The sequence below is a fragment of the Streptomyces spectabilis genome, from assembly GCF_008704795.1.
In the GTDB taxonomy this organism is placed as follows: domain Bacteria; phylum Actinomycetota; class Actinomycetes; order Streptomycetales; family Streptomycetaceae; genus Streptomyces; species Streptomyces spectabilis.
In genome coordinates, this window is the sequence record NZ_CP023690.1 from 5427274 (window position 1) to 5440498 (window position 13225).

9 protein-coding genes are annotated in these 13225 nt (G+C 72.1%); 4 read left to right on the forward strand and 5 right to left on the reverse strand.

What is annotated here, in order from left to right:
- Window positions 1-44: 44 nt before the first annotated feature.
- The 3 genes from CP982_RS23780 to CP982_RS23790 form a co-directional block, all read right to left on the reverse strand.
- Window positions 45-3101 (reverse strand): NACHT domain-containing protein, encoded by a 3057-nt coding sequence (locus CP982_RS23780; RefSeq protein ID WP_150512378.1) that lies wholly within the window; start codon window positions 3099-3101, stop codon window positions 45-47.
- A gap of 56 nt (window positions 3102-3157) precedes the next feature.
- Window positions 3158-4138, reverse strand: a complete 981-nt coding sequence (locus CP982_RS23785) for a PDDEXK nuclease domain-containing protein (RefSeq protein ID WP_150512379.1) — start codon at window positions 4136-4138, stop codon at window positions 3158-3160.
- 113 nt (window positions 4139-4251) lie between these two features.
- A complete protein-coding gene (locus CP982_RS23790; protein ID WP_150512380.1) occupies window positions 4252-7344 on the reverse strand; it encodes an NACHT domain-containing protein in 3093 nt (1030 codons plus the stop codon).
- A gap of 348 nt (window positions 7345-7692) precedes the next feature.
- On the opposite strand from CP982_RS23790, the gene CP982_RS23795 reads away from it, so the two are divergent.
- On the forward strand, window positions 7693-8250 hold the full coding sequence (locus CP982_RS23795; RefSeq protein ID WP_150512381.1) for a M23 family metallopeptidase: 558 nt from the start codon (window positions 7693-7695) through the stop codon (window positions 8248-8250).
- Between the two features lie 24 nt (window positions 8251-8274).
- On the opposite strand, the gene CP982_RS23800 is transcribed toward CP982_RS23795, so the two are convergent.
- Window positions 8275-8856 carry a TetR/AcrR family transcriptional regulator gene (locus CP982_RS23800; RefSeq protein ID WP_150512382.1) on the reverse strand — a complete coding sequence of 194 codons (582 nt, stop codon included), beginning with the start codon at window positions 8854-8856 and terminating at the stop codon, window positions 8275-8277.
- A gap of 178 nt (window positions 8857-9034) precedes the next feature.
- Between CP982_RS23800 and CP982_RS23805 the strand changes: the two genes are divergently transcribed.
- The 3 genes from CP982_RS23805 to CP982_RS23815 all read left to right on the forward strand — a co-directional run bounded on the left by CP982_RS23805 (window position 9035) and on the right by CP982_RS23815 (window position 11715).
- A complete protein-coding gene (locus CP982_RS23805) occupies window positions 9035-10600 on the forward strand; it encodes an MDR family MFS transporter (protein ID WP_150512383.1) in 1566 nt (521 codons plus the stop codon).
- Between the two features lie 182 nt (window positions 10601-10782).
- Window positions 10783-11196: a helix-turn-helix transcriptional regulator gene (locus tag CP982_RS23810; protein WP_150512384.1), complete on the forward strand. Its 414-nt coding sequence runs from the start codon at window positions 10783-10785 to the stop codon at window positions 11194-11196.
- A gap of 72 nt (window positions 11197-11268) precedes the next feature.
- On the forward strand, window positions 11269-11715 hold the full coding sequence (locus CP982_RS23815; RefSeq protein ID WP_150512385.1) for a VOC family protein: 447 nt from the start codon (window positions 11269-11271) through the stop codon (window positions 11713-11715).
- A gap of 33 nt (window positions 11716-11748) precedes the next feature.
- On the opposite strand, the gene cseC is transcribed toward CP982_RS23815, so the two are convergent.
- Window positions 11749-13185 (reverse strand): two-component system sensor histidine kinase CseC, encoded by a 1437-nt coding sequence (gene cseC, locus CP982_RS23820; RefSeq protein WP_150512386.1) that lies wholly within the window; start codon window positions 13183-13185, stop codon window positions 11749-11751.
- Window positions 13186-13225 lie beyond the last annotated feature (40 nt).

A 13225-nucleotide genomic window follows, 5' to 3' on the forward strand; every position in this document is an offset into this window, starting at 1 on the left:
TGCCCCGGACCGTACGAAACGGTCCGGGGCAGCCCCGTTTCGGTCTAGGAGGTCGAGGTGTTCCAGAAGGTCTTCCGGACCTCGACCCGGGCGTGGGGGAAGAGCCCCTCATAGCGGTCAGCCGGAAAGTATCGTTGGCCTGCGGGCGTGATGACGACCTCGCGTACACCAGGGAAGACCCGAGGCAGGTGCGAGAGGTCTTCGGTCCCGTACAAGGGGAAGAGGCGGAGCGTCGCGATTCGGGGGAGTTCAGGGGCTTCCTGAAGGTAGGGAAGCACGGGCGGCTCCAGGAGGAGTTCATCCAGGGAGGGATGAGCGGCCAGTTCCTCGAAGTCCGCTGAGGTCGGCTCGCATTCGCCCATGGCCAGCATCAGGTAGGTCAAGGTCGGCCAGCGGCCGAGACCTCGCAAGCCCGATGTGCCCAGGGCTCCGTCATACAGGCTCAGGTTCTCCAAGGGGGCACCAGTAGGCAGCGACGCGGTGAGGTCGTCGCCGTTCAGGGTGTAGTTGATACCAAGTACGCGCAGTGTCCTCAGCTGTTTCAGACCGCGTATGGAATCGGCATTGCCCGTACCGCGCAGGTACAGCCTTTCCAGGGCCAATGAGGCCATGGGCGCGAGATCAATGGGCGTTGGGCAGTTGGACACCGTGAGCTGACGGAGACGGCGCAGCCTGGTGAATGGGCTGAGGTCGTTCAGCATCGGGTTGTCGAAGACCGTGAGGCGCGTGAGGACGTCCGGATCGACGAAGGCGAGGAGTTCCTCGGCCGTGTAGGCGCCGGAAATACTCATCCGCGCAAAGGGGCCGATCCGGCGGAGGGCTTGTGCCTGGGCGCGGCTCCGCGCCGTGAAGTAGAGCTCGTCCGGGGAGACATGGGCCAGGACTTCATCGGCGTACTCCTCGGTGTCGAACTGGATCCAGGCAGAGTTGAGTTGGGAGCACACCCGGGTGTCGGCGTGGGTCCGGAACCGCTTCAGGACCGGCAGGGCGAACTCGTCGCCCACCAGACCGGCCGTGACGACCACGCCCAGGGCCTCGTCGTCCGAGAGCCCCTCCGGGCCGGGAAGCAGTTCCAGGGCCAGGGGGCCCGCCTCCGCCAGGACGCGGGCCTCGGCCGCCGTGCGGGGCGGGATGAGGCCCGCGGCCCGGGTCTCGACCTCCTTGTGGACGGCAGGGTCGAGGGTCGTCGCGTCCTCCAGGCAGGCCAGGGCGAGGAGGCCGACCCGGGCGGAGCCGTCGGCGGCGAGCAGTTTGCGCAGCAGCGCGGCGCGTTCGCGGGGGCGGGCGTGGGCGACGGCCATGCGGATCACGTCCTCCCAGCCGGTGTCGCCCGCGTGGCTCACGAGGGCGTCGAGGTGGCCGTCGGACACGGCGGCCCGCGCGCCCAGGTAGTCCTGGAAGGTGCGGTGGACGAAGTCCACGACGCCGGGCCCCGGCTCGCGCAGCAGTCCGCTGCGCAGCAGCAGATGGCGGAAGACCGCGTCGGCGTCGCCCTGCGCGGCGGCGGAGGCGACGGTGGGCAGGGCGCGCTCCAGGAGCAGCACCGCGCCGTCCTGGTCCATTTCGGTGCGGCCGCTGAGGATCAGGCTGTAGGCGAGGGACTGGAGGAGTTCGAGCTTGGCCTCCTCGCCCAGTTCGATGCCGTCGGCCGTGCCGCCCATGCCGCGTTCGCGGTCGCGGCGGGTGAGGAGCATGGAGAGCGCGGCGTCGTACAGCTCCTTGCGGCCCTGCGGCAGGAAGCCGCGGCGCTCGCGGTGCAGGGCGCACATCAGGCCGCACATGAGGGGGTTGGTGGCCATGCGGGCCAGGTCGCGTTTGCCGCGCAGGGCGGTCAGGAGCCGGTCCTCGTAGTCGCGCGCGTCGGCGGCCGTGTGCCAGCGGCGTACGAAGGTGGCCACGTCGGCGCGTTTCATCGGGGCCAGGGTCAGCTCGTGGAAGCCCTGCTCCGCGAGCCAGGTGGGGCGGACGGCGGTGGGGCGGGTGGTGACGAGCCACCGGTTGTCGGGGTAGGCGCGGGTGAGGTCGAGGAGCCAGTCGCGGGTGCGGGCGCGGTCGGCGGCCGGGACCTCGTCGATGCCGTCGACCATGACGAGGCCGCGCCCGGCGGCCAGGACGCGTTCGGCCCAGCCGTCGGGGGCTCCGAGCGGGCAGGACACGGCGGTCAGGAAGGCGCCGGGCCCCGGCAGGGCGGGCGCGCGCACGAGGGTGCGCAGGGGGAGGACGAAGGGCACCCGGGTGCCCTCGTGGGCCGCCGAGACCGCGAGCCACTGGACGAGCGTGGTCTTGCCGGAGCCCGCCTCGCCGCGCAGCAGGACGCGGGGCCGGCCGGTGAACGTGGCGGCGGCGGAGAGCGGGACCGTGACGAGGGCGGCGCCCATGTGGTCACCGACCGAGTACTCCTCGTACGTGGTCGCCTCCAGGGTCAGATAGGCGACCTCCAGGGGCCAGCGGTCGGGGGACTCGCGCAGGTCGATGCCGTAGATGGTGAGGTGGTTGTGCTTGTCGGCGACGTACGGGAGGTAGCGGCGCTCGAAGGAGGCGTCCTGGGCGCTGGGGCGGGGGTTCCTTCGGATCAACTCGTCAATTTTGACTATGAGTTCCGCCTGGGACCTGCTCTGTTCCACCAGGGTGCGGGCCGTGAAGGTGCTGCGCTGGGTGAAGAAGTGCAGGATGTGCACGCACGCCCACTCCGTGACGGAGTCCAGGAAGACGGTGGCGTCCGTGGAGAGCCCGGGTGCGTGCGTGTGGAGCTTGCGGGCCAGCGTCCGATGGCCGAGGCGGACCGCCTGGACGTCGTCCATGTCCAGGTCGCCGAGGGCGAGCAGCCGACTCGCGAGGGCGTCGGTGACGGCGGTCTCCTCGTCGGCCGGGAAGGGCGGCTCGCCCGGCGACTCCACGGCTCGCCGGACCAGTTGACCGGCCAGCTTCCGTACGTCGCGCTCGTCCAGGGCGCGCTTCTCGCCCCGGAACGAGACGAGCGCGGAGAGGCGCACGGGCCGGTCCGCGAGCCCCGCGCCCGGACCTTCGCGTACGAAGAGCTTCCGCACGAGAGGGGTGAGGGCGCTCGACGCCAGGCGCGTGCCGAGGAGGAGGGGGTCCATGGGCGCTGCCTACCCCTTCGGAGCGGCGGCCTATCCCCGCGGGGCGCGGCCCGCCCTCACAGGTGCGGGGCGGCGTCGACCGGGCCGATGGCCTCCCGCAGCACCCGCGCCAGGTCCTCCTCGGTGGGCAGCAGCTGCCGGCCGCGCGGGGGCAGCGAGGTGTAGGTGGCCTGGCCGCTGCTCGTCTCGATGAGCACGCCGATGGTGGGCGCGTCCCGGTCGGGGTCGCGCACAAGGCGGTCCACCGCCCGCACCTGGGTGTCCAGGCGGGTGAGGTGGGTGGGCCGCGCGGTCGTCGTACCGAGGGCGCAGGCGACGTAACGGCGCAGGGTGAGGTGGTAGAAGAGCAGGTCCACGCGGTGGTACTGGTCACCGGCGAGGACGGGGTAGCGGCAGCCGACGAAGGCGAAGCCGGTGCCGAGGCCGGTGAGGACCCGGACCATCCGGTTCGCGATCGACTCCTCGTACGTGGGGTCGGCCGCGGGGCGCTGGTCGTCCAGGCGCAGGAAGTCCAGGCGGTAGGGGTCGCAGGCGAGTTCGGCGAGGGCCGGGGAGCCGTCCGGCAGGGTGGCGTCGTCCGGGAGCGGGGTGGTGCCGCGCTGCGGGAGGTGCAGGCGCTGGCGGATGGCCAGGTTCAGCTGCGCCCGCGACCAGCCGTTGCGTACTGCCTCGGTGGCGTAGAAGTCCCGCTCCGCGCGGGTGTGCAGCTTGTCGAGCAGCACCGTGATGTGGCTCCAGGGGAGCTGGGCGACCGGGCGCTGGGTGATGAGCGCGGGCCAGGTGTGCGCCATCTTCGGGGTCTGCACGAGGTTCCGGTACGAGAAGATCCGCTGCCGGGGGAAGGCGCCCCGGAGGTCCGTGGCGAGACGGGCCACGATGCCGGTGCCCCAGCCGTCCTCTGTCTGGCGGGCGAGGATCAGCTTGCCGATCCGCCAGTACATCTGGACCAGTTCGGTGTTCACGGCCCTCCGGGTGCGGAGGCGGGCCCCCTCTGCCGTGGCCTTCGCTTCGGCCAGCAGATCTTCGTACTTGTGCATGGGGCGAGGCTCGCGCAGCCGGTGCTTTACAGGGGCGGGAACTCTGTGGGGTCATCCGAACGTGTGGGGGTGGTTTGGGAGTTCGGCTTCTTAAGGGGCACGGAGCGGCTGTTTCAGTCGGCGCGCGGGGTGTGCGCCTCCACTGTCATGCGGTCGGGCAGCTCCTGAAGGCCGCACACCCGCTTGGCGTGCACCACGACGCGGCTCAGCGTGGGGTGCGGCGCGAGCGCCGAGAGGTCCAGGTCCACTTTGTGCGCCATCACGCGCAGGAGGCGCAGCTCCGGGAAGAGCTCGGTCAGGCGCGGTGCCGCCGACTCCCAGAGGGCCGAGTGGTTGAGGCGCAGGGTGCGGACCGTCGGCAGGCGCAGCTCCGGCGGGGCGGTGGCCAGGGGGCCGGTGGACAAGGTGAGCTGATCAAGCTCGGGGAGGCGGGCGAGCGCCTGCCAGTGCGCGGGCGCCGCCGGGTAGGAGTCCCGCGCGGCGATCACCCAGTTGAGGGTCGGCCACCGGTCGATCTCGGAGACGTCCCGCAGATAGCGGCGCTGGCCGAAGAGGCCGAACGTCCGCAGCGGCGCCTCGGCGGGGAAGAGCGCGAGGCTCCACGGCTCGCGCACGTCGATGACGCGCAGTTCGGTCAGGGAGCCGAGGGACGCGCACGCCTCGGGGGTCAGCCGGCCGGGCGGGACCGCGAGGTCGAGGACGACGGGGTCGCAGGCCGTGAGGATGCGCGAGGCCGCGTCGACGCCGACCGTCTCCCTGATGTCCAGGTGCCGGGGGCGAAGGCCCAGGCGCACGAGTTCCGTGATCTCGTCGTCGGAGCGGAGCGTGAAGTGGGTCTCGCCGTCGACGAGCCGGGCGACGACCTGCTCCGCGTACAGGCGGCGGTCGAAGCGGGTCCAGCCCCACATGAGCTGGCCGCGCACGGACTGGGCGGGGTGGCTCGTGAAGCGGGCGAGGAAGGGGATCGCCGCGTCGGACGGGACGTGCGTCGCCGCGATGGCGACGTTGAGGGCGTCGGCCTCGGTCAGGCCGTCGGGGCCGGGGAGCAGGTCGAGCACCATGGGGCCGACCGCGCCCAGCTTGCGGGCGCCGGCGGCGTCGCGCGGCGGCACGAGGGCGGCCGTGCGCCGCTCCACCTCCGTCCGTACCGCCGGGTCGAGCTCCGCCGCGTGCTCCAGGCAGGCCGTCGCCAGGAGGTGGACGCGGGCGCGCGGGGCGTCGCGCAGTCCGTCGCCGTGGGCGAGCAGGTCGCGCAGGATCTCGGCCCGCTCGCGCGGCCGCGCCTGCGCCACCGCCATGCGGATCACGTCCTCCCACTGGTCGTCGGCCGCGTGGCGCGCGAGCATGCCGAAGTCGCCCTCGTCGACGGCCGCCCGCGCGCCCAGGAAGTCCTGGAAGGTGCGGTGGACGAACACCGCCGTGTCCGGGCCCGGCTCGCTGAGCAGCCCGCTGCGCTGGAGGAAGTGGTCGTACACCGCGGGCGCGGCACCGAGCGCGGCGAGCTCCGGCACCGCGGGGAGCGCGTCCGCGATGATCGTCTCCGCCCGCGAGCGGTCCATCTCCGTGCGGCCGTTGCGGATGAGCCAGTACGCGAGCCGTTGCAGGACCTGGAGCTGGGGCTCCTCCCGCAGCTCCGGCATGCCCATGTGGCGCTCGCGGTCCCGGCGCAGCAGGAGCATGGACAGGGCCGCCGTGTAGAGGTCCTTGCGGCCGAGCGGGAGGAAGCCCCTGCGGTCCCGGTGAAGGGCGCAGATCAGGCCGCACATCAGCGGGTTGGTGGCGAGACGGCCGAGGTCGGGCTTGGCCCGGACGGCCGCGAGGAGCTGGGTCTCGTAGGCCGCGAGCTCGGCGTCGTCCTCCGGGGCGCCCGTCGTCGCGGCCGCGTGCCAGCGGCCGATGAACGCGGCCACGTCCGGCCCGCGCATCGGCGCCAGGGTCAGCTCCGTGAAGCCCTCGTCCGCCAGCCAGTCGTCCCGTACGGCCGAGGGGCGGGACGTGACCAGCCACCGGTTGCCGGGGTAGGCGTCCATGAGGTCCGCCAGCCACGCGCGCGTGCGGGCGCGCTCCGCGTCCGGGACCTCGTCGATGCCGTCGACCAGGAGCAGGGCCCGGCGCGCCCTGAGGACGCGGGCCTCCCAGCCGTCGGGCTGCTCCCCGGCCAGGGGCGAGCCCACGGCCGCGAGGAAGTCCTTCGGCGCGGGCAGACGTTCGCCGTGGCGGGTGAGGGTGCGCAGCGGCAGGACGTACGGGACGCGGTCGTACAGGTACGCCATCCGGTCGTCGAGGTCCTGGCGGGCCGCCGACACCGCGAGCCACTGCACCAGGGTCGTCTTGCCGGAGCCCGCCTCGCCGCGCAGGAGGACGCGGTCGTGGGTGGCGAGGGCCTGGTCGGCGGGGTGGGGCTCCTCCTCGGGCACCAGGGGCTTCCCGAGCAGCTCCGGCCAGTCGTCGCCCGGCTCGACGTCGCCGACGTAGTAGATGTCCTCCCGGGGGGTCGCGAGCAGGCTCATGTACGCCGTGTCCAGCGGCCACTTCCCGGGCGAGTTGGCCAGGTCGATCCCGAAGATCGTCAGCTTGCCCTGCCTCTTCGCGACGTACTCCAGGTACCGCTGCTCGAACGAGGCGTCCTCGGCTCCCGGAAGGGGGTCCCTTCTGATCAGCTCGTCAACTTTGGCTACCAGTTCGGCCTGGCGACGGCTCTGTCGCACCAGGGTGTGGGACACGAACGTCGACCGCTGCGTGAAGAAGTTCAGGACGTGCAGACAGGTGGTGGTGAGCAGGCGCTCGTAGAAGTACGTGGCGTCCGCCGGCAGGTCGCGGGCCGGGTCCCCGGTCGTCGTCGCGGCCGCCCGGCGCAGACGCCGCGCGAGGTCCTCGTGGCCGAGCTCCACCGCCTCCACGTCGGTCAGGGTGACGTCGCCGAGGGCGTGCAGGGTGTCCGTCAGGGCGTGGACCACCGCCTGCTCCTCGTCGGCGGGAAGCGGGCGCTCGCCCGCACGGACCGCCTGGCGGACCAGTTCGGCGGCGAGGCCGCGCAGGTCGTTCTCCGTCAGCTTCCGGCGCTCTCCCGTGAACGACACCAAGGAGTCGATACGTACGGGTTTGTCCACCAGGGCGGCGCCCGGGCCGGGACGCGTGAACAGTTTCCTGACCAGAGGGGTGACGATTCCGGAGGCGAGACGGATGCCGACGGCCGCGGGTTCCATGCGCGCGAGCGTAGCGCCGGTCACATCCGCCCGGTGGTGGATCTTCCGGGCGGTGACATGGGGCACAGGGCATACGTCACATACGAGGACGGTTAGTGGTGCCCTTCGACGCCGTGGACGGGACTTTCGGCCCGCAACCCGCCCCCGGGGCTACGGCCCCTCCTAGTAGAAGCGCGTTTTGGGCGCCGGGCGGGGTGGGGGTTACCAAGGGATGGCCATCCGGCACGCACCCCCCTCGCGTGCCGGATTCCCTTTGCGGTTCTTGCCTTGTACGTCCCCAGCGTGCGGGCCGCTCCCCGTGCGGCCCGCGCCCCCGGCACACCTGTGCCGCCCGCCCCGGAGGTCCCCATGTCGAAGCGCTCGAAGTCCCACCATTCCGGCCGTCCGTCCCGCCGCGTCCGCGCGGCCGTCGTCGCCGTCGGCGTCGGCGCGGTGACGGTCATGGGCGTGGGCGCGGCGGGCGCCGCGGGCAAGGCTCCGAGTGCTCCGGCCTGGCAGGACCCGGTCGACCGCTACCGCCTCTCCGCGACCTTCGGCCTCGGCGGCAGCATGTGGGCCCACAAGCACTCCGGCCAGGACTTCGCCGTCCCGACCGGCACCGTGGTCAAGTCCGTGCACGCCGGCACCGTGGTGAAGGCCGGTCCGAACGGCGCCGGTGACGGTCCCGCGTACGGCAACGCCGTCGTCGTCAAGCACGCCAACGGCACGTACTCGCAGTACGCCCACCTCTCGCGCGTCGAGGTCCGCGTCGGCCAGGCCGTCACCGGCGGCCAGCGCATCGCCCTCTCCGGCAACACGGGCAACTCCAGCGGCCCCCACCTGCACTTCGAGATCCGCACGACGCCGAACTACGGCTCGGCCGTCGACCCGGTCTCCTTCCTGCGCAAGCAGGGCGTGCGCGTGTGATCCCCTCCGCGCGCACGCTCTGACTCAGGCGCCGTGGTGCGCCTGGGTCACCAATTCGATGGCGACCTCGAGGATGGCCTTCCGCTTCTCCTCGGGGTCGCCATCGGCGTCTTTGAGCACGAACATCCCGCCGTGCATGGTGAACAGCGCGCTGAAGCAGCGCACCTGCGCGGTCATCGGCGTCGCCGGATCGTCGTCCCTGAGGATGTCCAGGAGGGCGAGCATGCGGTCCTTGAAGCTCTCACCGGTCTTCAGGTCGCGCATCGTCGCCTGGTTCTCCTGCATGAAGCGGAAGAGGGGCGCGGCGTTCGTGAGGATCTCGCTGTAGCGCGTGAGGATCGCCCGCTTGGTGTCCAGGGTGCGGGGCTGCTCCTTGCCCCATTCGATCAGCTCGTCGATGGGGCGGGTCATGTCGTCGAAGATGCTGGTGAGGATGTCTTCCTTGGTCTTGAAGTGGTAGTAGAGCGCCGCCTTCGTGACCTCGAGACGCTCGGCGATCTCCCGCAGCGACGTCTTCTCGTACCCCTGCTCGGCGAACAGTTCGAGCGCTACGTCCTGAATGCGCTGGCGGGTGTCACCGCGGCGCTGCTGCTTCCCTGTGCCCATGGGGCGATCCTCGCACTCCTTCTTCGCCCGAGGGGCCCGGCCTCTTTGCGACCCCTTGGTACTTACTTGACGCCCGGCTAGCCAACTTGCTTGACGCCCGGCTAGTTGGGGGTCTACCTTCCCTCAGTGTAGTCAACTTGCCGGGCGGCAAGTAAGTAGTCGGGGAGCGGGGAGCGTCATGGCGAGTGCCGTAGCAGTCGGGCCGGGAAGCAAGGAACGGGTGGTGGAGGAGCCGCCCCAGCGGAGCGTGCGCGTGGTGATCTTCGCGCTGATGGTCGCGATCCTCCTCGCGATGCTCGACAACATGATCGTGAGCCCCGCGATGCCGACGATCGTCGGTGACCTCGGCGGCCTGGAGCACCTGTCGTGGGTCGTCACCGGGTACACCCTCGCGACCGCCGCCTCCACCCCGATCTGGGGCAAGCTCGGCGATCTGTACGGGCGCAAGGGCGCCTTCCTGACCTCCATCGTGATCTTCCTGGTCGGCTCCGCGCTCAGCGGCCTGGCCCAGGACATGGGGCAGCTCATCGCCTTCCGCGCGGTCCAGGGGCTCGGCGCGGGCGGCCTGATGGTCGGCGTCATGGCGATCATCGGCGAGCTGGTGCCGCCCCGGGAGCGCGGCAAGTACATGGGCATGATGACCGGCGTCATGGCGGTCGCGATGATCGGCGGCCCGCTCGTCGGCGGCACCCTCACCGACCACCTCGGCTGGCGCTGGGCCTTCTACATCAACCTGCCGCTCGGCGTCGTCGCCCTGTTCATGGTCAGCGCCGTGCTGCACCTGCCGAAGAAGCAGACCACCGGGCGCATCGACTACCTGGGCGCGGCCCTGCTCACCGTCGGCATCACCTCCTTCGTCCTGGTGACCACCTGGGGCGGCACCGAGTACGCCTGGGGCTCGGCCGTGATCATGGAGCTCATCGGCCTCGGCGCCGCGGCGCTCGTCGGCTTCTACTTCGTTCAGCAGAAGGCCGCCGAGCCGCTCATGCCGCTGCGGATCTTCCGCAGCCGCAACTTCACGCTGATGTCGGTGATCAGCTTCCTGACCGGCTTCGTGATGTTCGGCGCGATGCTCTTCCTGCCGCTGTACCAGCAGGCCGTGCAGGGGGCATCGGCCACCAACTCCGGCCTGCTGCTCATGCCGATGCTGCTCGCCATGATGGCCGTGTCGAACGTCGCGGGCCGCGTCACCACCTCCACCGGCAAGTACAAGATCTTCCCCGTGGCCGGCAGCGTCCTGATGGCCGTGGGCCTCTTCCTGCTCGCCCAGATGGACACCGAGACCTCCCGGCTGACCTCCGGGATCTACATGGCCGTCCTCGGCGCGGGCATGGGCTGCCTGATGCAGATCACCATGCTCGTCGCGCAGAACAGCGTCGAGATGAAGGACATGGGCGTCGCCTCCTCCTCGGCCACGCTGTTCCGCACGCTCGGCTCGTCCTTCGGCGTCGCCGTCATGGGCGCGCTGTTCAACAACCGGGTGCACGAGGAGATGGCCGAGCGGGCCGGTGCCGCGGGCGGCAAGGTCACCGAGCAGTCGGCCCAGCTCGACGCCGCGAGCCTCGCCAAGCTGCCGGACGTGGTGCGCGACGCCTATCAGCACGCCGTGTCGTCCGGTACGCACGCCGCGTTCGTGCTCGGCTCGGTGATGGCGGTGGCCGCGCTGCTGGCCGCGGTGTTCGTGCGGGAGACGCCGCTGCGGGGGGCCGCGCCCGCCGCGTCCGCCGCCTCGGGCGACAAGTAGGCCGGCCGGGAGCGCGGACGGGGACTCCGCGCGCGGGACGGAACGGACGGCGGCAGAGGCCGTCCGAGCGGCCGCCCCGCACCCCGGCCCCACGGCCCCCGGCGCAGCCGCGCCGGGGGCCGCCGCCGTTCCCTGTGCCCGCCGGGGGGCCGTTGTCAGTGCCGCGTGCCAGCATCGGAACCGTGGAGAAACTGCGGCAGCTGCGTCGGGCCAAGGACGCGATGGACCGCGACTGGGCCGACCCCGACCTCGACCTGGCCGCGGTGGCCGCGCACGCCGGTTACTCCCGCTTCCACTTCATCCGCGCCTTCAAGGAGACGTACGGCGAGACCCCGGGCCAGTACCTGTCGCGGCGCCGCATCGAGCGTGCCGAGGACATGCTCCGCTCGGCCGACCTGGCCGTCACGGAGGTGTGCTTCCTCGTCGGCTTCTCCAGCGTCGGCACCTTCTCGGCGACGTTCAAGCGGCAGACGGGCCTGACCCCCAGCGAGTACCGCACCCGGCACGTGGGCCGCGGCACCGCGCTCATACCGGGGTGTTACGCGCTGCTGTGGGCCGGCGGCTTCCCCGGCACCGGGCGGGACCGCAATTCTTGAGAAGCGGCGCCCCGGACCCTCTGCCTACGGTGGCCGGGCAGGCAGGACATCCCCCGCGCACAGGAGCACATCATGATCAAGGGACTCGCCATCTCCACCGTCTGGGTCCTCGACCAGGACCGGGCCAAGGAGTTCTACACCGAGAAGCTCGGCCTGGAGGTCCGTACCGACATGACGATGGGCGACGGCGGCATGCGCTGGCTCACCGTCGGCGCGAAGGACCAGCCGGACGTCGAGCTGACGCTGATGGTCCCCAGCGCGTCGGGGATGGACCCGGAGTCCGCCGAGGCCATGAAGAAGCTCGTCGCCAAGGGCATCCTCGGCGCGGGCGTGCTGGTCACCGACGACGTCCACGGGGACTACGAGAAGCTGAAGGCCCGCGGCGTCGAGTTCATCCAGGAGCCCCAGGAGCGGCCGTACGGCACCGAGGCGCTCTTCCGCGACGACTCCGGCAACTGGTTCTCGTTCACGCAGCGCCGCGAGGGCGGCCTCGACCTCGACCAGGAGTGGTGCTCCTGACCGCGCCGCCGGTGCCGCGCCCGTGAAGGCGCCTCACATGTGGTCCGGCAGCTGGAGCATCGGGTAGCTGCCGGTGTTCGTCGGCGCGTGCTCGGGCAGCCACAGGACGGCCACGGCGCCCTCGGCGGGCTCGTCGGGCGACGCCCCCGGCGGGCGCACGTTGCGGAAGGTCAGGCGCGCGCCGAGCACCCGCGCCTGGCCCGCCGCGATGGTCAGGCCCAGGCCGTGGCCGCGGCCCGCGCGGTCCGCGGAGCCGGTCCGGAAGCGGCTCGGGCCCTCGGCGAGCAGCGCCTCGGGGAAGCCGGGGCCGTGGTCGCGCACGCGCACCACGCGGCCCTCCACGCTCACCTCGATGGGCGGCTTGCCGTGCTTGGCGGCGTTGGTGACCAGGTTGTGCAGGATGCGCTCCAGACGGCGCGGGTCGGTGGTGACCTCCGACTCGTGCACCACGGCCACCGTCACCTCGGTGGGCAGCGTGGCCATCCGCCGGCTCACGAACTCGCCGAGCATGATGTCCTGCAGCTCGGCCCGCTCCGAAGCGGAGTCGAGCCTGGCCACCTCCAGGACGTCCTCGACGAGCGTGCGCATCGCCTGCGCGCGGTCCTTGACCAGCTCCGCCGGGCGGCCGGGCGGCAGCAGCTCGGCCGCCGTGAGCAGCCCGGTCACCGGCGTGCGCAGCTCGTGCGCGATGTCGGCGGTCACCCGCCGCTCGGCCTCCAGGCGCTGCTTGAGCGCGTCCGCCATGGCGTCCACGGCCTGCGCGAGGTCGTCGGTCTCGTCGCGCACGACGCCGCCGATGGCATCCCGTACGGACACCTCGGTCTGGCCCTGGGCGACCTCGTTCGCGGCCGTCGCCGCCTTGCGCAGCCGGCGCGCCATCTGGCCGCCGATGAGCACGCCGATCGCGCAGCCGCCGAAGACGACCGAGATGGACCCTATGACCAGGGCCTGGTCGAGGTCCTTCATGATCGTGGCGCTGCGGTCGGTGAAGCGGGTGTGCACCGACAGGACGTGGCCGTTGCTGAGCGGCACGGCCGCCCAGATGTCGGGCGGGCCCTCGCCGCGCTCCTGGACGTAGGTGGCGCGGCGCCCCTTGAGGACCTGGCGGCGCAGCTCCTGCGGCAGCTCCGGGTCGTCGACCTTGGTGCCGAAGATGGCGGTGGTGGTGCCGCGCGCCTCGTAGTTGCGCTGGGCGATCTGGACGCGCTCGTCCTGGAGGTCGCGCGCGTTGTCGAGCATGGACACGCGGGCGGCGTTGTGCACGACGAGGCTGAGCGCGATCGCGACGAGCGCGCCGACCAGGCCGATGGCGGTGGCGATCTTCCACCGCACGCCGGTCCGCAGCCGCTGTCCGACCAGGCCGAGCAGCCGGTCCCGCACACCGCCGGCGCGGCCGCCGAAGCCGGTGCGGCCGTCGCGCCCGCCCCGCTCGCCGCGCGGGCCGAGCCCGGGCCGTGCCGCCCCGCTCATGTCCGTCCCCCGGACCGCCGTGCGGGCACCGCTGCGGCGT